The 25397-nt window shown below is 36.0% G+C and carries 15 protein-coding genes, 2 tRNA genes, 1 rRNA gene and 1 pseudogene; 11 read left to right on the plus strand and 8 right to left on the minus strand.

The window, feature by feature from the left end; all coding sequences use genetic code 11:
• Positions 1-48: 48 nt before the first annotated feature.
• From AC061E_RS14380 to AC061E_RS14395, 4 genes are all read left to right on the plus strand, one after another.
• Positions 49-2271 carry an NADP-dependent isocitrate dehydrogenase gene (locus AC061E_RS14380; protein ID WP_478286865.1) on the plus strand — a complete coding sequence of 741 codons (2223 nt, stop codon included), beginning with the start codon at positions 49-51 and terminating at the stop codon, positions 2269-2271.
• A gap of 146 nt (positions 2272-2417) precedes the next feature.
• The gene (locus AC061E_RS14385; protein WP_478286866.1) at positions 2418-4799 is read left to right on the plus strand and encodes a TonB-dependent receptor; all 2382 of its coding nucleotides are present in this window, start codon (positions 2418-2420) and stop codon (positions 4797-4799) included.
• A 29-nt stretch (positions 4800-4828) separates the two neighbouring features.
• Positions 4829-5650, plus strand: coding sequence for a DUF4249 domain-containing protein (locus tag AC061E_RS14390; RefSeq protein WP_478286867.1), 822 nt, complete (start codon positions 4829-4831; stop codon positions 5648-5650).
• Between the two features lie 33 nt (positions 5651-5683).
• Positions 5684-6346, plus strand: coding sequence for a thiamine diphosphokinase (locus AC061E_RS14395; protein WP_478286868.1), 663 nt, complete (start codon positions 5684-5686; stop codon positions 6344-6346).
• Here AC061E_RS14395 and AC061E_RS14400 read toward each other — a convergent pair.
• Positions 6343-7218: an alpha/beta fold hydrolase gene (locus AC061E_RS14400; protein WP_478286869.1), complete on the minus strand. Its 876-nt coding sequence runs from the start codon at positions 7216-7218 to the stop codon at positions 6343-6345. The two genes, AC061E_RS14395 and AC061E_RS14400, sit on opposite strands and share 4 nt — an antisense overlap.
• A 141-nt stretch (positions 7219-7359) precedes the next feature.
• On the opposite strand from AC061E_RS14400, the gene rlmF reads away from it, so the two are divergent.
• Together rlmF and uvrB are read left to right on the plus strand one after the other, a co-directional pair.
• Positions 7360-8304: a 23S rRNA (adenine(1618)-N(6))-methyltransferase RlmF gene (gene rlmF / locus AC061E_RS14405; RefSeq protein ID WP_478286870.1), complete on the plus strand. Its 945-nt coding sequence runs from the start codon at positions 7360-7362 to the stop codon at positions 8302-8304.
• Positions 8305-8364: 60 nt separating this feature from the next.
• Positions 8365-10356 (plus strand): excinuclease ABC subunit UvrB, encoded by a 1992-nt coding sequence (gene uvrB / locus AC061E_RS14410; RefSeq protein ID WP_478286871.1) that lies wholly within the window; start codon positions 8365-8367, stop codon positions 10354-10356.
• On the opposite strand, the gene AC061E_RS14415 is transcribed toward uvrB, so the two are convergent.
• Positions 10353-10754: a tellurite resistance TerB family protein gene (locus AC061E_RS14415; RefSeq protein ID WP_478286872.1), complete on the minus strand. Its 402-nt coding sequence runs from the start codon at positions 10752-10754 to the stop codon at positions 10353-10355. The two genes, uvrB and AC061E_RS14415, sit on opposite strands and share 4 nt — an antisense overlap.
• A gap of 132 nt (positions 10755-10886) precedes the next feature.
• Between AC061E_RS14415 and AC061E_RS14420 the strand changes: the two genes are divergently transcribed.
• Both AC061E_RS14420 and AC061E_RS14425 read left to right on the plus strand, forming a co-directional pair.
• Positions 10887-11354 carry a DUF1456 family protein gene (locus tag AC061E_RS14420; protein WP_086453877.1) on the plus strand — a complete coding sequence of 156 codons (468 nt, stop codon included), beginning with the start codon at positions 10887-10889 and terminating at the stop codon, positions 11352-11354.
• 2 nt (positions 11355-11356) lie between these two features.
• Positions 11357-12013: a Rossmann-fold NAD(P)-binding domain-containing protein gene (locus AC061E_RS14425; protein ID WP_478286873.1), complete on the plus strand. Its 657-nt coding sequence runs from the start codon at positions 11357-11359 to the stop codon at positions 12011-12013.
• A gap of 119 nt (positions 12014-12132) precedes the next feature.
• On the opposite strand, the gene AC061E_RS14430 is transcribed toward AC061E_RS14425, so the two are convergent.
• Positions 12133-13701 (minus strand): protein adenylyltransferase SelO, encoded by a 1569-nt coding sequence (locus tag AC061E_RS14430; RefSeq protein ID WP_478286885.1) that lies wholly within the window; start codon positions 13699-13701, stop codon positions 12133-12135.
• Between the two features lie 153 nt (positions 13702-13854).
• Positions 13855-15049, minus strand: a pseudogene (sucC, locus tag AC061E_RS14435) (ADP-forming succinate--CoA ligase subunit beta).
• A 407-nt stretch (positions 15050-15456) separates the two neighbouring features.
• Between sucC and gltB the strand changes: the two are divergent.
• The 3 genes from gltB to lysA all read left to right on the plus strand — a co-directional run bounded on the left by gltB (position 15457) and on the right by lysA (position 22957).
• Complete coding sequence (gene gltB, locus AC061E_RS14440; protein ID WP_478286874.1) at positions 15457-19974, plus strand: glutamate synthase large subunit; 4518 nt, start codon at positions 15457-15459, stop codon at positions 19972-19974.
• A 2-nt stretch (positions 19975-19976) separates the two neighbouring features.
• The gene (locus tag AC061E_RS14445) at positions 19977-21431 is read left to right on the plus strand and encodes a glutamate synthase subunit beta (protein WP_478286875.1); all 1455 of its coding nucleotides are present in this window, start codon (positions 19977-19979) and stop codon (positions 21429-21431) included.
• Positions 21432-21736: 305 nt separating this feature from the next.
• Positions 21737-22957, plus strand: a complete 1221-nt coding sequence (gene lysA / locus AC061E_RS14450) for a diaminopimelate decarboxylase (RefSeq protein ID WP_144894018.1) — start codon at positions 21737-21739, stop codon at positions 22955-22957.
• A gap of 63 nt (positions 22958-23020) precedes the next feature.
• Here lysA and pafA read toward each other — a convergent pair whose 3' ends face one another.
• From pafA to rrf, 4 genes are all read right to left on the minus strand, one after another.
• Positions 23021-24634 (minus strand): alkaline phosphatase PafA, encoded by a 1614-nt coding sequence (gene pafA / locus AC061E_RS14455; protein ID WP_478286876.1) that lies wholly within the window; start codon positions 24632-24634, stop codon positions 23021-23023.
• A 297-nt stretch (positions 24635-24931) separates the two neighbouring features.
• Positions 24932-25017: transfer RNA gene (locus AC061E_RS14460), tRNA-Leu, on the minus strand.
• A gap of 6 nt (positions 25018-25023) precedes the next feature.
• Positions 25024-25096, minus strand: a tRNA-Phe gene (locus AC061E_RS14465).
• Between the two features lie 58 nt (positions 25097-25154).
• Positions 25155-25264, minus strand: a 5S ribosomal RNA gene (gene rrf, locus AC061E_RS14470).
• Positions 25265-25397: the final 133 nt, after the last annotated feature.

Here is a 25397-nt window from a genome sequence, read left to right on the forward strand (position 1 = left end):
ACCTTGAAGAAGCTACATTTAACGTGATTCGATTATAAAAATAAAAAAATGACACAGAAATCAAAAATTTTTTACACGCTTACTGATGAAGCGCCATTACTGGCCACTTATTCATTTTTACCTATTGTACAAGCATTTACAAGAACTTCTGACATTGAAATTGAAACTAGAGACATTTCATTAACGGGTAGAATCTTATCCAACTTTCCGGAGTTTTTGACTGAAGATCAAAAAACAGCTGATTCCTTACTTGAACTTGGACAACTAGCCACCACGCCTGAAGCCAATATTATAAAATTACCAAATGTATCCGCATCTGTTCCACAATTGAAAGCAGCTATTGCTGAACTACAATCTCATGGATACCAATTACCAAACTTTCCTGAAGAGCCACAAAACGAAGCTGAGAATGCTATAAAAGCAAAATACTCTAAAATATTAGGATCTGCTGTAAATCCTGTATTGCGTGAAGGAAATTCAGACAGAAGAGCACCAAAAGCGGTTAAGAATTATGCTAAAGCCAACCCACATTCAATGGGAGCTTGGACTGCAGACTCTAAAACATACGTTGCCTCTATGGAAAGTGGCGATTTTTACGGTAGTGAAAAGTCAGTTACTTTGACTGAAGCTACAGATGTAAAAATTGAATTAGTAGCCAAAGACGGAACAACAACTGTTTTAAAAGCAAGCACACCGCTTAAAGCTGGAGAGATCATTGACAGCGCTGTATTGAACTTACATGCACTCAAAACATTTGTAGCTAAAACTATTGCCGAAGCAAAACAATTAAACGTTTTACTTTCGGTTCACTTGAAGGCTACGATGATGAAAGTTTCGGATCCCATCATTTTTGGGGCTATTGTAGAAGTATATTTTGCAGCTGTTTTCGAAAAATACGCTACTTTATTCCAAGAGTTGAACATAGACACCCGCAATGGTTTGGGTGATGTGTACGCAAAAATAGCGGGCAACCCAATGCAAGTCGAAGTTGAAGCAGCTTTGAATGAAGCAATTGCAAACGGACCAGCCTTAGCGATGGTAAATTCTGATAAAGGAATTACGAATTTACACGTACCTTCGGATGTAATTGTAGATGCATCCATGCCAGCAATGATTCGTACCTCGGGTCAGATGTACAACAAAGAAGGCAAGCAACAAGATACTGTTGCTATGATACCAGACCGCAGTTATGCAGGTGTGTACACAGCAACTATTGATTTTTGTAAAAAACACGGCGCTTTTGACCCTACAACAATGGGAAGTGTACCAAACGTAGGTTTGATGGCACAAAAAGCCGAAGAATACGGATCTCACGACAAGACTTTCCAAATTGCAACGGATGGTGTAGTTCGAGTAGTAGATACCAATGGAACTGTTTTAATGGAACAAGCTGTTGAAGCAAATGATATTTTTAGAATGTGTCAGGCTAAAGATGCTCCTATTCAAGACTGGGTAAAACTAGCTGTAAACAGAGCTCGTTTGTCTAATACTCCAGCCATTTTCTGGCTAGATAACAACAGAGCACACGATAGAGAATTAATTGTAAAAGTAAACCGTTATTTACAAGATTTTGATACTACTGGATTAGATATTCAGATTTTAAACCCTATCGAGGCTACTAACTTTACCTTAGAGCGCATCATAAAAGGACAAGATACAATCTCTGTAACAGGAAATGTATTGCGTGATTACTTAACTGATTTATTCCCAATTTTAGAAGTAGGAACATCAGCAAAAATGCTTTCTATCGTTCCATTGATGAATGGTGGTGGATTGTTTGAAACTGGCGCAGGTGGATCAGCTCCTAAACACGTTGAGCAATTTACAGCAGAAGGATACTTGCGTTGGGACTCTCTTGGAGAATTCCTAGCACTTGGAGCTTCTTTAGAACATTTAGGACAAACATTAAACAACAACAAAGCAATTGTTCTTGCTGAAACACTAGATGTAGCTACCGAAAAATTCTTAGCAAATGACAAATCGCCTGCACGTAAAATAGGTGGAATTGACAATCGTGGGTCACAGTTTTACTTGGCTATGTACTGGGCAGAAGCTCTTGCAGCTCAAGATAAAGAACCGTCATTAAAAGCGATTTTTGCACCTATCGCAACTGAGTTGTTAGCTAATGAAGCAAGCATTAATACTGAACTTATTGCAGCTCAAGGCCAACCTCAACATATTAATGGACATTATCAACCTAATCCAGAGTTGACAAGCAAAGCCATGCGTCCTAGTGCAACATTCAATGCCATTTTAGCAAAAATTGCATAAGTAGAATAACAATAGTGAAACAAAAAAATCAAGACAACTGTAACAAGTTGTCTTTTTTTATCTTAGCAATACCTTAACATGTGTTATATGCCAATTACCAAACTATTTGAGGTAATTTGTACTTTCATTCTGATAAAAATAAAACAATGAACTCAAAAAAATACATTCTGTACTTCATAGTTGTACTCTCGTCATTTTGCTCTTTTGCTCAGGAAAAATTCACCCTTAGTGGAACTATAATCGATGCAAGCAGTAACGAGTCTTTAATAGGTGTAAATGTTGTTTTACCAAGTTTAAAAACAGGTGTTACAACTAATGAATATGGATTTTTTTCAATCACAGTTCCTAAGGGAATTTACACCGTACAAGTGAGTTACTTGGGTTTTCAAACGCTTGAAGAATCTATTGATTTGAACCAGAATACGATTCGGAATTTCAAACTAGTGGGTAATGAAACCATTTTAAAGGAAGTAATTATCACCGATAATAAAACCAAAATTGACATCAAAAAACCAGAGATGAGCGTAAATAAACTCTCCATTTCTGCAATCAAAAAAATGCCCGTTGTACTGGGAGAAGTTGATGTTTTAAAGTCTATTTTATTATTACCTGGTGTTACCAATGCTGGTGAAGGTGCATCTGGATTCAATGTGAGAGGTGGTGGAGCTGATCAAAACTTAATTTTATTAGATGAAGCAACGATTTTCAATTCTTCACACGTTTTTGGATTTTTCTCTGTTTTTAATCCTGATGCTATCAAAGATTTAAAGTTGTATAAAGGTGGAATTCCAGCACGATATGGCGGAAGAGCTTCATCTGTTCTGGATATTTATCAAAAAGATGGTAACAGCAAAGAATTTCATGTAAACGGTGGAATTGGGTTAATCTCCAGTAGAATTTTGGCCGAAGGACCATTAGTAAAAGACAAGGGCTCTTTCTTAATAGGCGGTCGCAGCTCTTATGCACATTTGTTCTTGAAACTTTCTGAAGAGCAAAAAGACAATTCTGCTTATTTTTATGATTTAAACACAAAATTGAGCTATAAATTAAACCCAAATAACAGTTTATATTTGTCGGGGTATTTTGGCCGCGATGTTTTCAGTCTTAGCGACAGTTTTACCAATATCTATGGGAATGCTACTTTAAACCTTAGATGGAATCACTTATTTTCAGAAAAACTATTTTCTAATTTATCACTAATCTACAGTGACTATTACTATGGTTTGGATTTGGATTTTGTAGGTTTCAAATGGGATTCTGGTATTAAAAACTACAATGTCAAATACGACTTTAAAAATTACATTTCGAATAAGTTCAAATTAAATTATGGACTAAACGCTATTTACTATGAATTCAATCCCGGCACCATAAAACCTAGCAATGAAAATTCTGGAATTAACTTTGACCAGCTAGATAAAAAATACGCTTTTGAACCAGCACTTTACTTAAATGCAGATCATGAAATATCTAATAAAATAGCGCTTTCATACGGACTTCGTTACAGTATGTTTTATAGATTAGGGCAATCTACAGTAAATATTTACGAGAACAACAACCCCGTACTTTTTGATCCTGAGTTGCAAATTTATGAAAAAGCTACACCCATAAGTTCTCAATTTTATGGTAAAAACAAGGTCATTAAGAACTATAATTATCTTGAGCCACGCTTGTCCATTGCGTATCAAATTAATGACGAACAATCTGTAAAAGCCAGTTACAACAGGATGGTACAGTATTTACAATTAATATCAAACACCTCATCTCCTACTCCACTAGACGTGTGGACACCGAGTGACAATTTTATAAAACCTCAAATTGCAGATCAAGTTGCGTTGGGCTATTTTAAAAATTTTAAAGATGATATGTATTCTCTTGAGGTAGAAACCTATTACAAAGAGGTTCAAAACCGATTGGACTATATTGATGGTGCCGATTTAATTGCAAATAAAGCTATTGAACAAATTATTTTAAATGGTCAATTACGTTCCTACGGTTTGGAAATACTTTTCCGTAAAAATGAAGGCAAACTAAACGGGTGGATTTCGTATACACTATCAAAATCCGAGCAACAAACACCGGGAAGAACTCCGCTAGAAACAGGGATAAACAATGGTCAGTGGTACAACTCTGTATATGACAAGTTACATAATATTGCTGTTACCTCCTCGTATAATTTAAATGACAAATGGTCTTTTGGCGCTAACTTTGCACTTCAAACAGGGCAGCCAGTAACTTATCCTACGGGGCAATACGAGTATTTAGGAATAGTTGTTCCTAGCTATGGATTGCGCAATGAAAATAGATTACCAGCCTACCACCACTTAGATCTAGCAGCGACCTTAACACCTACAAAAAATAAAAATAGACAATGGAAAGGCGAATGGGTTTTTAGTATTTACAATGTATACAACCGTCGTAATGCTGCGTCAATCAATTTTAGACAAAACGCAGACACAGGCAATAATGAAGCCGTAAGAACCTCTATTTTTGGAATGGTTCCAGCAGTGAGTTACAACTTTAAATTTTAGTACTTAAAATATTTTTAAAATTTCAGATGATGAAAAAAATAATCCTTCTCTTAATCCTAATTAGCACTTGCATTACCACTAGTTGTGAGGATGTAATAAATGTTGACTTGAATAATGCTGCGCCAAAACTAGTAATTGAAGCGGCAATAAACTGGAAAAAAGGAACAAGTGGTACAGTACAAACCATTAAACTATCAACAACTACTGGTTTTTATGACACTAAAATTCCAAAAGTTTCAGGAGCTACTGTGACTATAAAAAATAGTGCCAACACAATTTTTGTTTTTACTGAAACAGGAACACCTGGGGAATATGTTTGCACCAATTTCAATCCAGTTCTTAATGAGACATACACGCTAAATATCATTAACAAAGGCGCCACCTATACAGCCACAGAAACATTAAAACCTGTTGCTTCTATTACCAAAATTATTCAAAATGAGAAAGGTGGCTTTACCGGAAACAATAAAGAAATAAAAACTTTTTACCAAGATCCTTCAGGAATTGCCAATTATTACCTATACAAATACAGCTATTCTAATCAAGTAAAAGCAGATTATTATGTGGATCAAGATGAGTTTTTCAATGGCAATGAATTTTTTAGTATTTCCCAAAACGACGAACTTAAGAAAGGGGATCTCATTGAGGTAACGCATATCGGAATTTCAAAAGCCTATTACAATTATATGAGTGTTCTAGTAAGTATTGCTGGTAACAATGGAGGTGGGCCATTTCAAGCACCGCCAGCAACTGTAAGAGGAAATATCATCAACTCGACCACACCAGAAAACTATCCGCTTGGGTATTTTTCATTAAGCGAGACGGAGGTAAGAAATTATACAGTTGAATAAGTATATTTGTACTCCAAACCAAAATCAATAAACATGTCTTCACATCATATCGTTCGGGACGATCAAGAGCCTGCCTTAATAATTGCTAATGGCGCATCCTGTAATCCTGAACTTTTAGGTCAATTGCTGGAGTGGTCTCCTCTTGTAATTGTACTAGACTCTGCTATGGTGCGAGTTATGGAACTAGATATAAAAGTAGATGTACTCTTGGGTGATTTTGACCGTAGTTTTGATCCTGAAATCTATAAAACTTCCCAATATCCCCTGGAAATAGTTCATACACCGGACCAAAACAAAACAGACCTTGAGAAAGCTTTTGATTATTTAATTAATAGAAAAATACCTGCTGTAAATGTGGTTTGGGCAACAGGAAAAAGAGCCGACCATACGATTACGAACCTAACCAACATCCCAAAATACCGAAATCTATTGAAAATTGTGATTCTAGACGATCACTCTAAAGTATTTTTGTTGCCTAGAAAATTCGAAAAATGGTATACAGCACAAACTCCTATTTCCTTAATCCCAATAGGACAAGTAACAGGAATACACTCTGATAATTTATTTTATCCGCTTCAAAACGATACTTTAACTATAGGATATCGAACTGGTAGTAGTAATCACGTGACTCAAGACGGCTTAGTTACCATACTTCATGAAGAAGGTGATTTGCTACTCATGGAATGTATGGATTAATTCTTAGTTTCTTCGTCTAAAATTACGTTTTTAATAATATCGTAATGACTCCATGGAATAAAATGATTGGCTTCGGGAATGGTTTTTACAGTCAAATTTTTAGCGTTTACAAACTTCTTTTTCATGAAATCTACATTGCTGTAAGGTACTAAAACATCCTTAGTGCCATGTACAATGGTAACTTCGCAATCAATTTTATAAAGTTGGTTTTCTAAGGTTACCAAGTCTTTTTTCAACCACCACAATTCATCGTTTGAGGGTCTCAATGCTCCTGGAATTAAATACCGTAACGGAATTGTCTTAATTACCGTGCGCCATTTCTCTGGTTTTTCAGCTTTTGGATCAAGAGATCCCGCTAAAAATACCAGCCTGTGATACCACTCGGGATGATCAACCGCAAGTTGTGCAACAAGCGGACCGCCAAATGAATGCCCTACCAACGTAACTGGCTTTTTAAAGTTTTGAGATTTGATAAATGTGGATATAAACTGTGATTGTGTTGCTAAATTTTGAGCATCGCCAAAATCACTGTACCCAAATCCAGGACGATCAATAGCAATCATTCGGTATTTTTTTAGTAAATCTGGATCTACTAAATAATCTTTGAAAGCATTCCAACTTCCTGGCGAACCATGAACAAAAAATAATACTGGGTTTAAATCTGATCCAGTGGCTACATAATGCAACTTAAAACCACCGCTTTGAAAGGTCGTGTCTTGATACGTCGTATAAGATTTTGAAAAAAACGAAGTCGTTTCTTTAGGAGTAAACCGCATAGTCATACAAGCTTGACACAACAACAAGTAGAGTACTATTACTAAATAACGCTTCTTGAAAACGAATCGAGCTGCTATAAAATTCATTTTTTTCATAAAAGTAGCCGTTTTTAAGCTTCAAAAAAAGTCTCAATTAAATTTTATGATTTCTTTTCCAGCTGTTTAATCACATTAACTTTACATTAGCAAACTACTTATGGTTATCTTTGCACCCAAAATAAGAACGAACGATTTAAAATGAGTACTGAAAAAACAAATTTACACCCAAGGAATCTGGACAGGACAGGGTATGATTTTAAAGAATTAATTACTACATATCCATCCCTAAGTGAATTTGTTAAAACCAATGAACACGGAACTGAAACCATCGATTTCAGCGATCCTGAAGCGGTAAAAGCTTTGAATAAAGCGCTTTTGATGCAGCACTTTGACATTCAAAATTGGGATATTCCTAACAATTATTTGTGCCCACCTATTCCTGGTAGAGCTGATTATATTCATTATTTAGCAGATTTATTAGCCTCTAGCAACAACGGAATTATACCTGAGGGTGAAACTGTTCAAGGGTTAGATATTGGTGTGGGTGCCAATTGCATCTATCCGCTTATTGGTTGTTCTGTTTATGGCTGGAGTTTTGTAGGAACTGATATTGATACAAAAGCAATTCAAAACTGCAGTACTATCATTGAAAATAACCCGAAACTCATTGATTTAATTAGCTTGCAACAACAAACGGAATCACGTTTCATATTTAAAAATATTATAACGCCTGAGGATAAATTCACCTTTACAATTTGCAATCCTCCTTTTCACGCATCACAAGATGAGGCCACTAAAAGTACCTTAAGAAAAATAAACAATTTACAATCTAATAGCGGTACAAGTAAAACTACGAAGCCTGTTTTAAACTTTGGAGGTCACAATGCCGAATTATTTTGCGAAGGCGGTGAACTAGGGTTTGTCACACAAATGATTTACGAAAGTGCAAAATATCCGATGCAGTGTCTTTGGTTCACGACTTTAGTGTCCAAAAAAGAAAATCTTTCCAGTTTATACAAAACACTAAACAAAGTAAGCGCTGTCGAAATCAAAACTATTGATATGGCTCAAGGCCAAAAAACAAGCCGCATCTTAGCTTGGACTTTCTTGAGTTCAGCACAACAAAAAGCATGGAAGTTTTAAGTTTTTAAAAACATTTTTTCTTGAATTCAGTCGTATCTTTGTATGAAGTAATTCCAAGACATGAATTTTCAAGTAGTATCCGATTACCAGCCCAAAGGTGACCAACCCCAAGCCATTGCAAAATTAGCGCAAGGCATTGTAGATGGAGATCAATTCCAAACGCTTTTAGGAGTTACCGGTTCTGGTAAAACGTTTACTGTGGCCAATGTTATTCAAGAAGTGCAACGTCCTACGCTAGTTTTGGCACACAACAAAACATTAGCGGCACAACTGTACTCTGAATTCAAACAATTTTTCCCGAATAATGCCGTAGAATATTTTGTTTCGTACTACGATTATTATCAGCCTGAAGCGTTTATGCCTGTTACTGGCGTTTTCATTGAGAAGGATTTATCTATCAATGAAGAGCTGGAAAAAATGCGAATGTCAACCACTGCTTCGTTGCTTTCAGGACGTAGAGATATTCTGGTTGTAGCATCCGTTTCTTGTTTGTATGGTATTGGAAACCCAATTGAATTTCAAAAAAACCTAATCCCAATAGAGAAAGGGCAAGTTATTTCTCGGACCAAATTATTACACCAACTTGTTCAAAGTTTGTATTCTAGAACCGAAGCTGATTTTAATCCTGGAAGTTTCAGGATAAAAGGTGATACCGTTGATGTATACCCTAGTTATGCCGATGAAGCCTATAGAATTCATTTCTTTGGGGATGAAATTGAAGAAATAGAAAGCTTTGACACTAAAAATTCTCAAGTTCTTGAAAAATTTGACAGGCTAACCATTTATCCCGCAAATATGTTTGTGACTTCGCCGGATGTATTGCAAAATGCCATTTGGGAAATTCAACAAGACTTGGTAAAACAAGTTGATTATTTTAAAGAAATAGGTAAACATCTTGAAGCTAAAAGGCTGGAAGAACGAACCAATTTCGACTTAGAAATGATTCGGGAATTAGGATATTGTTCCGGTATCGAAAATTACTCTCGTTACTTAGATGGGCGTTTGCCAGGTACAAGACCTTTTTGCTTGCTAGACTATTTCCCTAAAGATTACTTGATGGTCGTAGATGAAAGCCATGTAACACTCTCACAAGTAAGCGCTATGTATGGCGGTGATCGCAGCCGTAAAGAGAACTTGGTTGAATACGGATTTAGACTTCCTGCGGCAATGGACAACCGTCCTTTGAAATTTGAGGAATTCGAAGCAATGCAAAATCAAGTTATTTACGTTTCGGCAACACCTGCTGATTATGAATTACAAAAAACAGATGGTGTTGTGGTAGAGCAAGTGATTCGTCCAACGGGATTACTCGATCCTATTATTGAAATAAGACCAAGCTTGAACCAAATTGATGATTTAATCGAAGAAATTCAAGTTCGAGCCGAAATTGACGAGCGTGTTTTAGTCACTACTTTGACCAAAAGAATGGCCGAAGAACTGGCTAAATATTTAACCAAAGTTCATATCCGTTGTCGTTATATCCATTCTGAAGTGGATACTTTGGAACGAATTGAAATCATGCAAGACCTTAGAAAAGGAATTTTTGATGTTTTAATAGGTGTCAACTTACTTCGTGAAGGATTAGATTTACCCGAAGTTTCCCTGGTAGCAATCTTAGATGCTGACAAAGAAGGTTTTTTAAGAAGTCATCGATCACTTACGCAAACAATTGGTCGTGCAGCGAGAAACCTAAATGGAAAAGCGATTATGTACGCCGATAAAATTACGGCTAGCATGCAAAAAACCATCGACGAAACTTCATACCGAAGAACTAAACAAATCAATTACAATACCCAACATAATGAGGTTCCAATGGCGTTGAACAAAAAAATAGAAAGCGCCTTTACCAAAAATCCTCTTGTAGATTATGAATTAGGTGCTACTTTAAACACTGCAGCAGAGCCTGAAAACCTTTATCTGTCTAAACCTGAACTGGAGAAACTCATTCGAGAGAAAAGAAAATCAATGGAAAAAGCGGCAAAAGAATTAGATTTTATGCAAGCCGCAAAACTTAGAGATGAGATCAAAGCATTGCAAGGTCAATTGCCTTAATTATGCTGTTCCTGAAAAACATTCAATAAAACCGCCCCGTCAATTATAGCATTAGGTGATTCACTCATTAATTTTAATATACGTTTGGTAGCATTAGGATTCAATCCCATGTCAATAGCTATTTGCTGGATAGAGGCTAATTCTTTTTCATGTATCACACCATCACAATACATTAACAAAGCCAATCTATAAAATTGTTGAATTCTCAGAAACTCTGTTTTTATAGACAATTGAGGAACTTCTTGATGAAATAAATCTTTAAAAACATCTTTTTCTATTCCTAAAGCTTGTGCTACTATTGCCAGAAATTCATATTCGCGTTTATGTAATTTTCCATCAACAGTTGAAAAAGCTATCATTTCAAGCAACAAACTGCGTCTTTCCTCAAATTCGTTCATAATCTATATTTTGTGCTAAAATATTATTTTATTTTAAATTATCAATTAGAAATGCGATCGCAAACCAATTCTAAATTGAAAATTGTATTCTAAATGCTTTTAAAACGTACCTTTGTATAAAATTAGAATATGATGACAAATAACGATATCTTTAAAAAACTTCGCGTGGCACTTATGCTTCGTGACGACCAAATAGTTGAAATATTAGAATTAGTAGATTTTAGAATCACAAAATCGGAGTTGGGTGCTTTTTTTCGTGATGAAAAACATGAAAATTACATGGAATGTGGTGACCAAGTATTGCGTAATTTCTTGAACGGACTCGTGATTCACTTGCGTGGAACTAAGGAAAATCCAAAAAATCCAAATGATGTTTTGGCCAAACACAAAGCACAAATTCCAGTAAAAGAAGGTGCAGGAGAAAGAACAGAATTCAAAGCAAAAGCAAAAGATTCTGAAAGAGCAAGAGGTGACGAAGCTCCATCAAAAACAAAACCTGCCGCTAAAAAGCCTTTCAAAAAAACATTTGCAAAAGGAACACCAAAAGTGCAAGTGGTGGAAAAAGTGAAATATAATTTCGGGAAAAATAAAAAATCATAATTGTGAAAACAGCCTTGATTATTGGCAGCACAGGTCTTATTGGATCTGAATTACTCCAAATACTTTTAGACAATCCTGAATATACAAGCGTTGTAACCTTTGTAAAAAGAGATACGGGAATACAAAACCCAAAATTAACCCAACACATCATTGACTTTGACAAGCCCGAAAGTTATAAGGAATGGGTTATAGGCGATGATTTCTTTTGTACCATTGGCACTACCATAAAAAAAGCTGGTAGCCAAAAAGCATTCCAAAAAGTAGATTTTGAATATCCTAAACAATTCGCCCTTTTTGCGCAAGAGAATAAAGTGAAAAATTATTTATTGATCTCTTCACTGGATGCCAATGCCACGTCTTCAAATTTTTATTTAAAGACAAAAGGTGAAATTCAAGATTTTCTTAAAACTTGTAATTTTGAAAGCGTTTCTATTCTACAACCTTCCCTCCTATTGGGTGATCGAAATGAATTTAGATTTGCAGAAAAAGCTGGTGCATTTGTCATGAAAATGTTTTCATTTATTTTTCAAGGAAATTTAAAAAAATACCAACCAATAGAAGGTGTAAAAGTTGCGAAAGCCATGTACAAATTGGCACAAAAAAATACAGAAGGTTTTCATATCTACGAATCGGATGTGATTCAAGAATTAGGAAACTAATACATAACTAAATCCTGAATGAGAGTTCGGGATTTAGTTAGGTGTTTTTAATTTTCCTAAAAAAAAATCTTAATTTAAGGAGAGGATATTATTGCTATTAAAAAATTCTAAATTCACTTTTAAGAACTACAGCTTAACATACTGCATCCAACTTTATCTCTAGCCCAATCCGGTCTTTTGGCAAACCATTTTTGGAAATTCGGTTGCTCCTCATAAGGTTTTTTGAGCATTACATATAATTCATTAAGCAAACCGTAATCTCCTTTATCAGCATCATCAATACACAATTGCGCCATGTAATTTCGCAATACATACTTGGGATTTACTTTATCCATTTGTTGTTTTCTTTCCAAATCAGAAATAACCTCTTCATTAATTCGAATGCTGTACTTTTCAAACCAATCGTACCATTCACTCAAGACGGTTTCATCTAAATCCTTTTGATTGTAAAAAGCAGCTTTAACTGTATTGAAAGCAACTTTCGAAGTAGCTGCTTTGGTAACATTGCTTAGAGTCCTAAAGAAAATAGTCATATCGGTTTCTACTCGTTGTAGTAATTCAACCAAACCATGAATCAAGACTACATCCTCTTCTTTTTTGATTTGGAGGCCCATCTTATTTTGCATCATTCTCAAATATTCCTTTTCGTAATTGGTACTGAATGCCTCAAGAATAGCTTCCAGCGGCTTGGCATCTTGAATTAAAGGATACAATGCATTCGCTAATTGGTATAAATTCCACAATGCCATTTCAGGTTGATTGCCATAACGGTACCTTTTATGCTGCCTATCAGTGGTATTTGGAGTCCATCCAGAATCAAAATCTTCTAACCAACCGTAAGGACCATAATCAATTGTAATCCCGTGAATAGACATATTATCCGTATTCATTACACCATGCACAAAACCAACGCGCTGCCAGTTAACAATCATATTGAGCGTGGTTTGAGTAACTTCTTGAAAAAAGGCTAAGTATTTTTCGATTCCTTCCTTTTGGATATGTGAAAAATGGTGTTTAATAGTATAATCGGCCAGTAATTTTAAATTTTCGTGATCTTCACGCGCGGCAAAAATTTCAAAACTTCCAAAACGAATAAAAGATGGAGCCACTCTTGCTACAATAGCGCCTTTCTCATAAGCAGGATTTCCATTGTACAAAACATCGCGTAAAACGGGATCTCCAGATAAAATTAACGAAAGCGAACGAGTTGTGGGAACTCCTAAATAATGCATGGCCTCGGCACATAAGTATTCTCTAATGGAAGAGCGCAAAACCGCAAATCCATCTGCATTTCTAGAATATGGTGTAGGCCCAGCACCTTTCAGTTGCAACGTATACGATTCATTGTTATGCTGAACTTCTGTTAGATTAATGGCACGACCATCTCCTAGTTGTCCAGCCCAATTCCCAAACTGATGACCTGCGTAACACAAGGCATAAGATTTGGTTTCAGGATAAATCGTAGTTCCTGAAAACGTATTTAAAAATGCTGTTGATGCAATATCTTCTTCGCTAAGACCGATAGTATTGGCCACTTCAACTGAAGCATGAATTAATTCAGGATTAATCGGTTTTACTGGCGTTACATAGGAGAAGCATGCTTTTTCAACTTGTCTTGGAGTATTTTCAAGGTCAAGATCAGCCGGTAATTCTGTGATAAAGTTATTTTTTATATGAAGTTTCATGATATCAAATTTAAAAAAACAAAGGTAATTGATCCGTGCTATACTGTTTTGCACTTTCCAATAATATTATGAATTGTTTACTTTCCACTAATTATTTGGCACAAAAAAACCTGTTTACTAAAGCAAACAGGTTTTTAATATATAACAATTTTCTAATTAAGAAAGTGCCGCTTGTACTTGATCAGCTGCTTCTTGAAATTCAACAGCAGATAAAATTGGCATTCCTGAATTATCAATTAATTCTTTTGCAATAGCTGCATTGGTACCTTGTAAACGAACAATAATCGGCACTTTAATAGCATCTCCCATATTTTTGTAAGCGTCAACAACTCCTTGTGCCACACGGTCACAACGAACAATTCCACCAAAAATATTAATCAAAATAAGCTTTTACGTTTTGATCTTTTAAGATAATACGGAAAGCAGTTTCAACACGTTTTGCATCAGCAGTTCCACCTACGTCAAGGAAGTTTGCAGGTTCAAAACCAGCATACTTAATTAAATCCATAGTTGCCATTGCAAGACCTGCTCCGTTTACCATACATCCAACAGTTCCGTCAAGATCTACATAGTTCAAGCCTACTTCTTTAGCTTCAACTTCAATTGGATTTTCCTCACGAACGTCACGCATGTCAGCATATGCTTTTTGTCTGTATAATGCATTGTCATCAATGTTAACTTTTGCATCAACCGCCATAATTTTATCATCAGATGTTTTTAATACCGGGTTGATTTCAAACATTGAAGCATCAGATCCGATATACGCATTATATAAAGAATCGATGAATTTAACCATTTCTTTGAACGCATTTCCTGAAAGTCCTAAGTTAAAAGCAATTCTTCTTGCTTGAAAACCTTGCAAACCTACAGAAGGATCAATTTCTTCAGTAAAGATTAAATGTGGTGTGTGCTCAGCAACTTCTTCAATATCCATTCCACCTTCGGTAGAATACATAATCATATTACGACCAGTAGCTCTATTTAATAAAACAGATACATAGAACTCTGATGTTTCACTTTCTCCAGGATAGTACACATCCTCAGCAACTAATATAGTACTTACTTTTTTTCCTTCAGCTGATGTTTGAGGTGTAATCAATTGCATCCCTATGATTTGACCTGCAATTTCTTCTACTTGTTGTAAATTTTTAGCAAGTTTTACTCCTCCACCTTTTCCACGTCCACCTGCATGAACTTGTGCTTTAATAACATGCCATCCTGTACCCGTTTCGGCAGTTAATTGTTTCGCAGCTTCAACAGCTTCAGCTGGACTATTTGCTACAATTCCGCGTTGAATGCGTACTCCGTAACTTGCTAGAATTTCTTTCCCTTGATATTCGTGTATGTTCATAATATAGAATTTGACTGGCTTCTGAATTTCTTCCAGAAATAAAGTGCCACAAAAATAGCAAAATTTAATGTAACTGTTATTTTTTTTAAATAAATTATTGTTCAATTTTTCAGCAGGTATTTAAGCCCATTTCACATTGGTACGATTCTAAAAAATATCAATTTTTCAAACAATTTTGTTAGAATTTCATTTCAATATTAAAAACAAACGTATTTAGGCTCTTTTCCACCCTATTTTGAAAACAAATCCTTTTACTTTTTATCGAAAAAACAAATCACCTCCCTTTAAATCACGTTTTTGTATTTTTCACAACGTTTTTCTATTATTACTATAAAAAATACCCATATTTAACCAATTTGACTAATATTACATACTAAATATTTAATTTTGAAGAAAAAAAATTAAGCATGAAAGTTAAAGAACAAGGTCTGTATTTGCCCGAATTTGAACACGATAATTGCGGAGCAGGATTTATTTGTAATCTCAATGGAATTAAGTCAAATGATATTATACACAAAGCATTAGATATTCTCATAAAACTAGAGCATCGAGGTGCTGTAAGTTCTGATGGTAGAACTGGAGATGGAGCTGGTATCCTATTTGATATCCCACATGCTTTTTTTAAAAAAGTATGTGATTTTGAACTTCCAAATGCTAAAGAATATGCTGTTGGAATGGTTTTTATGCCAAAGAGCAACAATCAAGTTGTTTTTTGTAAAACTGCGTTTGAAAATGCTATTCATGATCAAAATCTAGAAATTTTAGGATGGAGAGACGTTCCTGTTGACGCATCAAATTTAGGGCGAATTGCTGGAGAAAAAGAACCTACCGTAAAGCAAGTCTTTGTAGGTAAAAAAAGTTTGGATTTGACAGAGCAACAATTTAATGCTAAAATGTTTGCCGCCAGAAAAATAGCAGAGCACACAATTCGGAACTCAAGAATTTCCGAAAGTCACATGTTTTATTTCTCAAGTTTTTCTACCACTACAATAATATATAAAGGTTTATTGATGCCAGAGGACATCAGCAGGTATTACACCGATTTGCTAGACGATGACTTGGTAACCCGATTGGCATTGGTACACCAACGATTTTCAACCAATACTTTTCCATCTTGGGAACTAGCCCAACCCTTTCGTTACATGTGTCACAATGGAGAAATCAATACGTTACGTGGCAACATAAGCCGTATGCGTGCACGTGAGGAATTGATGAAAAGTGATGTTTTTGGCGAAGACATCAAAAAGCTTTTCCCAATTATTCTGGAAGGAAAATCAGATTCTGCCTCGATGGACATGGTTATTGAATTGTTACTGATGACAGGACGTTCCTTGCCCGAAGCTATGATGATGGTGGTTCCGGAAGCTTGGGAGAAACATCAAACGATGTCAGAAGATAAGAAAGCCTTTTACGAATACAACGCTTGTATTATGGAACCTTGGGATGGTCCAGCCTCTATTCCTTTTACAGATGGTAACGTTATTGGTGCTTTATTGGATAGAAATGGATTGCGTCCTTCTCGATACACTTTAACCAAAAGTGGTTTCGTAATTATGTCCTCTGAAATTGGAGTATTGGATATCAAACCAGAAGATGTGATTCAACACGGTAGATTAGAACCGGGGAAAATGTTTTTGGTTGACATGAATGAAGGTCGCATAATAGAGGATGACGAAATCAAAAATGCAATTGTCACCAAGCGACCTTATAAACAATGGCTTGACGAAAATTTACTTTCGCTAGCTCAAATTCCGTACACTGATAATCTCATTCCAGTTGAAAATATTGATTTTGAAACCAGACAGCGCTTATTTGGATATACGATTGAAGATTTAAAAACCATCATCAACCCGATGGGTGCCGAAGGAGCCGAAGCGCTAAGTTCAATGGGGAATGATACACCGCTTGCTGTTTTATCTGATCAGCCTCAATTGTTGTATAATTATTTCAAACAACTATTTGCACAAGTAACCAATCCACCGCTGGACGGTATTCGTGAAGAAATCATAACTGATATTAGCTTGGCAATTGGTGGCGATTATAATATTTTTGACATTGTTCCCAAACATTGTAAAAAACTAAAAATCCAAAATCCTGTTATCTCCAACGAAGATTTGGACAAAATAAGAAACATCGATCATGCCGATTTCAAGTCAGTCACTATTTCAATGTTATACGAAATCAAAAAAGGAGTAAACGGCTTAGAGCGCGCACTTGAAAAAGCAGTACAAGCTACCTACAAAGCAGTTGCAGAAGGTTGTAATATTGTGATTTTGTCAGACAGAGGTGTTAGCGAAAAAATGGCACCTATTCCAATGTTATTGGCGTGTTCATACATTCATCATTCGCTAAACATTTTAAAAGTTCGATCAAAATTTGGTATTCTTATTGAATCGGCAGAACCACGTGAACCACATCATTTTGCGCTATTATTTGGTTACGGAGCAAGTGCAATAAACCCGTACATGGTTAATGAAATTATTCACAACCAAGTAAATGCAGGATTTATCACTGGTGTAAAAGCGGATTATGCCATCAAAAATTACAATAAAGCCATCGCAAAAGGGATTCTGAAAATCATGAATAAAATCGGAATTTCTACTTTGCATTCGTACAGAGCGGCACAAATTTTCGAAATCTTAGGACTGAACAAAACATTCACATCTAAGTATTTCCCTTACACGCCCTCTCGAATTGAAGGAATTGGATTGATGGAAATTGAAAAAGAAGTCAAAAAAAGATACCAAAAAGCCTTTCCAAATTCCAAAGTCAGTAATTTACTTCCACTCGAAATTGGTGGTGTTTACAGATGGAGAAGATCAGGCGAAAAGCACATGTTTAATCCAACAACAATCTCTAAATTACAACAAGCTGTTCGCTTAAACAGTCCTGAAAGTTATAAGGAGTACTCTAAGATGGTCAATGATCAAAGTGAAAATTTGATGACCATAAGAGGTTTATTTGAATTCAACAACTTAGATCCTATCCCTTTGGATGAAGTGGAGCCTTGGACAGAAATTGTAAAAAAATTCAAAACAGGTGCCATGTCTTATGGATCTATCAGCCAAGAAGCACACGAAAACCTGGCGATTGCCATGAACAGAATTGGTGGTAAAAGCAATTCTGGAGAAGGAGGAGAAGACCCAAAACGTTTTCAAAAAGACTTAAATGGAGACTCAAGAAATAGCGCCATCAAACAAGTTGCTTCAGGACGTTTTGGGGTTTCAATTAACTATTTGACCAACGCTCGTGAGATACAAATCAAAATGGCACAAGGAGCAAAACCTGGTGAAGGTGGTCAATTACCTGGTGAAAAAGTAGTGCCTTGGATTGCCGAAACCAGAAATTCAACACCGTATGTAGGCTTAATTTCGCCACCACCTCACCATGATATTTATTCAATTGAAGATTTATCGCAGTTAATTTTTGACTTAAAAAATGCAAATCGCGAAGCTAGAATTAATGTTAAATTAGTTTCCGAAGTCGGTGTAGGTACAATAGCAGCTGGAGTTGCAAAGGCAAAAGCAGACGTGATTTTAATTTCAGGATACGACGGAGGAACTGGAGCCGCTCCATTAACCTCATTGACTCATACCGGAATTCCTTGGGAACTTGGACTTGCGGAAGCACAACAGACATTGATTTTGAACGATTTGAGAAGCCGAATCGTTTTAGAATGTGATGGCCAATTAAAAACGGGTCGCGATGTGGCTATTGCAGCCTTACTTGGAGCGGAGGAATTTGGTTTTGCAACAGCGCCATTAGTAGCTTCAGGTTGTATCATGATGCGAGCGTGTCACTTGAATACATGTCCTGTGGGTATTGCAACACAAGATCCTGAATTGAGAAAAAATTTCAAAGGAACGCCAGAGCACATTATCAACTTCATGTATTTTATTGCCGAAGAATTGCGAGAAATCATGGCTCAATTAGGCTTTAGAACCTTGAAAGAAATGGTTGGACAATCACAAAAACTGAATGTAAATAAAGCCATCAAGCATTACAAAGCAAGTGGACTAGATTTGTCTTCCATTTTATACAAGCCTGAAAAAGCAAAAGAAGTTCCCAATCACAATACAACTACTCAAGATCATGCTTTAGAGCACGTTTTGGATTTTGATATTATCAAAGCTGCGATTCCATCAATTTACAGAAAAGAAAAAACAAGAGTTACCTTCGATATCAAAAATACCGATCGTTCTGTAGGAGCCATATTGAGTAACGAAATCTCAAAAATTTATGGCGCACAAGGATTACCCGAAGATACTATTTTAGTTGATTTTACAGGATCCGCTGGGCAAAGTTTTGGTGCTTTTGCAACAAATGGTTTATCATTTAAAATTCATGGTAACTGCAATGACTATCTAGGCAAAGGGCTTTCTGGCGGAAAACTAATCATTAAAGTTCCTCCTACTGCAACTTTCAAACCCGAAGAAAATATCATTATTGGTAATGTGGCGCTATACGGAGCTATCACTGGCGAAGCCTACATTAATGGTATGGCGGGAGAACGTTTTTGTGTTCGAAATTCCGGAGCAACTGCCGTTGTTGAAGGAATTGGAGATCATGGCTGCGAATATATGACTGGCGGAACTGTAGTGGTTTTAGGAAAAACAGGAAGGAATTTTGCAGCTGGTATGAGCGGTGGAATTGCGTATGTTTTTGATCCCAACAAAAAATTTGATGCACGAGTTTGCAATATGGAAATGGTTGGCTTAGAATCTTTAGAAGAGGACGACTTCACTAAACTACGTCGTTTGATTAAAAATCACTCGCTGTATACAAGTAGTCCTTTAGCAAAAAGAATCCTAGAAGATTGGGAAAATCAACAGCAGCATTTTGTAAAAGTAATGCCTACGGACTACAAAAAAGCGTTGCAACGCTTGGCCGAGGAAAAACAAATTAAAGAACTTATAGCATCATAGTCATGGGAAAAATAGGAGGATTTAAAGAATATTCTAGAACCGACGAAAGTAATGTTGCAGTTCCAGAAAGAGTTTCAAATTATAATGAATTTACAATTCCGTTAACCAAAGATAAAATCAAAGAACAAGGTTCCAGATGCATGGATTGCGGCATTCCATTTTGCCACAGCTCTTGTCCGTTAGGAAACTTAATTCCTGATTTTAACGATATGGTGCATCAGGAGGAATGGGAAAGTGCACTGAAAATATTACAATCTACCAATAATTTTCCTGAATTTACAGGAAGACTTTGCCCAGCTCCTTGCGAAAAATCATGTGTTCTAGGAATCATTAGCGAGCCAGTTGCTATCGAAAATATTGAAAAAAATATTATCGAAAGAGGCTTTGCCGAAGGTTGGATCAAACCACAACCTCCAGAGGTTAGAACCGGAAAAACAGTTGCCGTAATTGGCTCTGGACCTGCTGGTCTGGCAGCAGCACAACAATTGAACCGCGCCGGACACACCGTTACAGTATTCGAAAGAGACAATGCCATTGGTGGATTATTACGTTATGGGATTCCAAATTTTAAACTTGAAAAAGCAATCATCGACAGACGTGTAAAAGTTTTAGAAGCGGAGGGAATTACTTTTAAAACCAATGTCAACGTGGGGGTTAATTACTCAATTGCAGAACTCAACAACTTCGATTCAGTTGTTTTATGTGGTGGCGCTACAGAGCGTCGCAGTTTACCAACAAAAGGAATAGAAAGCAAAGGCGTTGTGCAGGCAATGGACTTTTTAACACAGCAAACCAAAGCATTATACGGTGAATCAATTCCTGATCAAATCAAAGCAACTGATAAAAATGTTATCGTTATTGGTGGTGGAGATACCGGCTCAGACTGCGTAGGAACTTCAAACCGTCATGGTGCCAAATCAGTCACAAATTTTGAAATTTTACCAAAACCTCCGGTAAGCCGAAGCGAGTCCACTCCATGGCCTTTTTGGCCTTTGCAATTAAAAACTTCAAGCTCTCACGAAGAGGGTTGCGATAGAAACTGGCTCATCAATACGAAGGAATTTATAGCCAATGAAGCTGGAGAACTGGTCGGCTTGAAAACCGTTGAAGTAGCTTGGAAAATGACACCTGGTCAACGACCTGAATTAATTGAAAAAGAAGGTTCCGAAAAAATCTGGCCTTGTGACTTGGCTTTGTTAGCACTCGGTTTTACAGGCCCTGAAAAAACATTGAGCGAGCAGTTGGGCATCAAAATTGACACCCGTAACAACTATCAAGCAAACAATTACCAAACCAATATTCCCCATATATTTACCGCAGGCGACATGCGTAGAGGGCAATCCTTAATTGTTTGGGCCATTTCAGAAGGTCGCGAAGCCGCCAGAGAAGTAGATAAATACTTGATGGGTTATACCAATTTACCAACCAAAGGAAATGGCGATTTGCCTAGCCTATAAATAGTTTTAAACAATCAAATAATGACTGCCAATTCCTTTATGGGCAGTCATTTGATTTTTTAGGAGGTGCCCCTACCTCCACTATCGTTTCGGTAGCGTCGGGCTGTTCGCTTCAAGTCCTCGCCGCTTTCGTAAAAACTACAGCGTCTGTGGGCTATCCGCTACCATCCCTCACCCAAATTAAAAATTCGCTTTTTAAAACTCGATTTGTTTGAAATATAACTTTTTGTTACAATTTGTTAGAATTCATATCTTCCCTTGTGGGACTAAATAAAGAGTAATAAATTTGCTCAAAATTAATAATTATGCAATCAAAAGACTTAGTACAATTAGCAGAACAATTTGGTAGTCCATTATACGTATATGATGCCGAAAAAATACAATCTCAATACAACAGATTATCCAAAGCTTTTTCTAAGGTAAAACAGTTGCGCATCAATTATGCTATGAAAGCCTTATCAAACGTGGCGATACTTCAATTGTTACGAGAAATGGGTTCAGGTTTGGATACAGTTTCTATCCAAGAAGTACAATTAGGTTTGCACGCGGGCTACGAACCTGAAAAAATATTTTATACTCCAAACGGTGTTTCGCTTGAAGAAATCGAAGAAGTTGCCGCTATGGGAGTTCAAGTAAATATTGATAATTTATCAATTTTAGAACAATTTGGAACAAAATATCCAAACGTACCAGTTTGCATCCGAATCAATCCTCACGTTATGGCAGGTGGAAACGCCAATATATCTGTAGGTCATATTGATAGTAAATTTGGAATTTCAGTTCACCAATTACCACATTTAGTTCGTATTGTTGAAAACACAAAAATGAACATTGTGGGAATCCACATGCACACTGGTTCCGATATTTTAGATATTGAAGTATTTTTATATGCAGCTGAAATATTATTTGATGCAGCTAGAAATTTCAAAAACTTAGAATTCTTAGATTTCGGAAGTGGATTTAAAGTACCTTACAAAAAAGACGATATCGAAACAGACATTGAAGAGTTGGGTAAAAAATTATCGAAACGATTCAACGCCTTCTGTGATGAGTACGGAAAAGAATTAACATTGATTTTCGAACCAGGAAAATTCCTTGTAAGTGAAGCTGGATATTTCTTAGCAAAAGTTAATGTCGTTAAACAAACAACATCTACTGTTTTTGCAGGAATCGATAGTGGTTTCAACCACTTAATTCGTCCTATGTTCTACGGCTCACAACACCATATAGAAAACATCTCAAATCCAAAAGGGAAAGAGCGTTTTTATTCCGTAGTAGGATATATTTGTGAAACAGACACATTTGCAAACAACAGACGAATTGCCGAAATCAAAGAAGGCGATATACTCTCATTTAGAAATGCAGGAGCCTATTGTTTTTCTATGGCATCAAACTATAATTCACGGTACAAACCAGCCGAAGTTTTATGGATGAATGGCGAAGGGCATTTAATCAGAGCCCACGAAACCTTTGAAGATTTATTAAAAAATCAAATTCCGTTACCACAAGCAATAGCAGCGGTTTAAAATAGAAAATCCCATTTACACTATCAATCAGTTGTAAATGGGATTTTTCAATTCTAGATATTATTACTTATCAAGTAAAGTTTCTAAAACTTTTGACTCAGTGCCATTCGTAAACGGAATTTTTAACATTTGAGACAACGTAGGTGCAATTTGAGTAATGTATTTTTTTGCGTGCAATTCTCCTTTAGGGACATGCCATCCATAAAAAAGAAGCGGCACATGAGTATCATAACTATTTGGAGATCCATGTGTTGTTCCTGTAGCTTGATATTCCATATAGCCAGTCTTATCTAAAATCACTAACTCACCATTCTGTTTAGGATCATAACCTTTAGCTATAAAACTTAAGAAGTAATCATCACCTGAAGAAGCTAAAATTTCTTCCTCAGTATACACTCTTTTGATATGCTCTTGTGTCATCAAAAATCCTCTAAAGCTCTCTTTTACTTTTGTCAATTCTAAACCTTTTTGCTTTACCAAGTCCAAATTGAAAAACACATTGAAATTAGAATAGTCCAAAATAAGATCTGCTCCAAAAGTTTCATTTGAAAATTTCTTTAAGGATTCCACAAAACCTTTAGTAGGAACATTTTTTACATTGTATTTATTATCCTTTAAATAATTTGGATTTTCTGCCCCAGCATGATCAGCAGTCAAAAAAACTAAATAATTATCCTTTCCAACTGTTTTGTCTAAGTAATTTAAAAACTGTTCTAAATTTTGATCAAGACGTAAATAGGTATCTTGAAGTTCTATAGAACGAGGTCCAAAAGTATGACCAACATAATCTGTAGAAGAAAAACTAACTGTTAGAAAATCAGTTATATCGTCTTTCCCTAACTCCTCTTTTTCAATAGCTTTCATAGCTAAATCTGCCAAGATATCATTACCAAAAGGTGTAGTTCGTAAAACATCAGCACCTTTTTCTTTGTAGATTTTAGCCAAATCATAAGGAAAAACAGGACCATTTGCTTTATCCAATTTCCCCTCGTATGGATTATCATCCGCTAAACTTTCATTGTAAGTAGATAATGGCTTTAATAAATTCCAACCTCTATTTATATAGTTCATGTATCGTTTTTCTTGGTTGAATTCAGTAACCCAACTTGGCAAATTTGCACCATAAAACGTACTAGAAATAAAGGAACCTGTTGAACTGTACCAAAAAGCCCAATTAGCAAAATGTCCAGCTGGCAAAATAGCACCACGGTCTTTTATACTCAATCCAATAACTTTACCTTTAAAATTTGTAGCCATGCGCAACTCATCAGTAATTGTGGTACTTAAAAGATTTCTTGGTGACATCGCACCCTCTTTTTCAGTACCTTCTCCCACCATCTTAACGGATGCGTCATCGGTACAATACATATTTTTTCCAGTCGCTTTATTGAACCAATCATTTCCAACAATACCATGCGTTGATGGAGTTGCTCCAGTATAAATACTGGCATGACCAGGCGCAGTATAAGTTGGCACATAATTATAATGCATATTATGAAAAGTATATCCATTATTCATTAATCTTTTAAATCCATTTGTAGAAAAATCATCTGAAAAACGATATAAGTACTCCATTTTCATTTGATCTACTACTATACCCACTACCAATTTAGGGCGTTGCTGAGCTTGTGAGTTTAAAGACAAAATAACTGTCAAAAACAAAATAATTCTCTTCATATTATATATTTATATTTTAGACAAAAATACAACATAAAGTTCAAACCCACTCTTCACAACTACCTCATGATACTAAATTAATAAATTGTTAACCCTAACAAAAATTAAAATATTGAGTTTAAATAAAAAAAATATAAACGGAAAAAGGAAAATAAAATCGTTTATAAATAATACGAGAAAAAATAGATTATTCATATTTAGAAACAATTATCTTTTTTCAAAGTATCAAAATTCTAATATCGTGCAATATAAACGCAAAAAACTCCCTAAAAAAATAGGGAGTTTTACGGGATTTAGTACTCAGAGCGGGACTTGAACCCGCACGAACATTGCTGTTCACTGGATTTTAAGTCCAGCGTGTCTACCAATTTCACCATCCGAGCTGGTTGTGGTACCTCCAGGGATCGAACCAGGGACACATGGATTTTCAGTCCATTGCTCTACCATCTGAGCTAAGGTACCTTACTTGTAAAAAGTAAATGATAAAAAAAAGCCCATCCGATTAGAATGGGCTTTCAAAGAAAGGCGACGACATACTCTCCCACATAACTGCAGTACCATCTGCGCAGGCGGGCTTAACTACTCTGTTCGGGATGGGAAGAGGTGAGCCCCGCCGCAATAACCACCTTAAGATTATTGTTTAAGGAGTTTCAAGTTTTTATAGTTTCAGGTTTTTCAACCTGTAACATTAAACATCAAACTTTAAACGCAGCTTTGCTGCAATATCTTAACATACTGAGATAAAGAATATAAAAAGTGTATT

It is taken from the genome of Flavobacterium sp. GNP011, assembly GCF_056428925.1.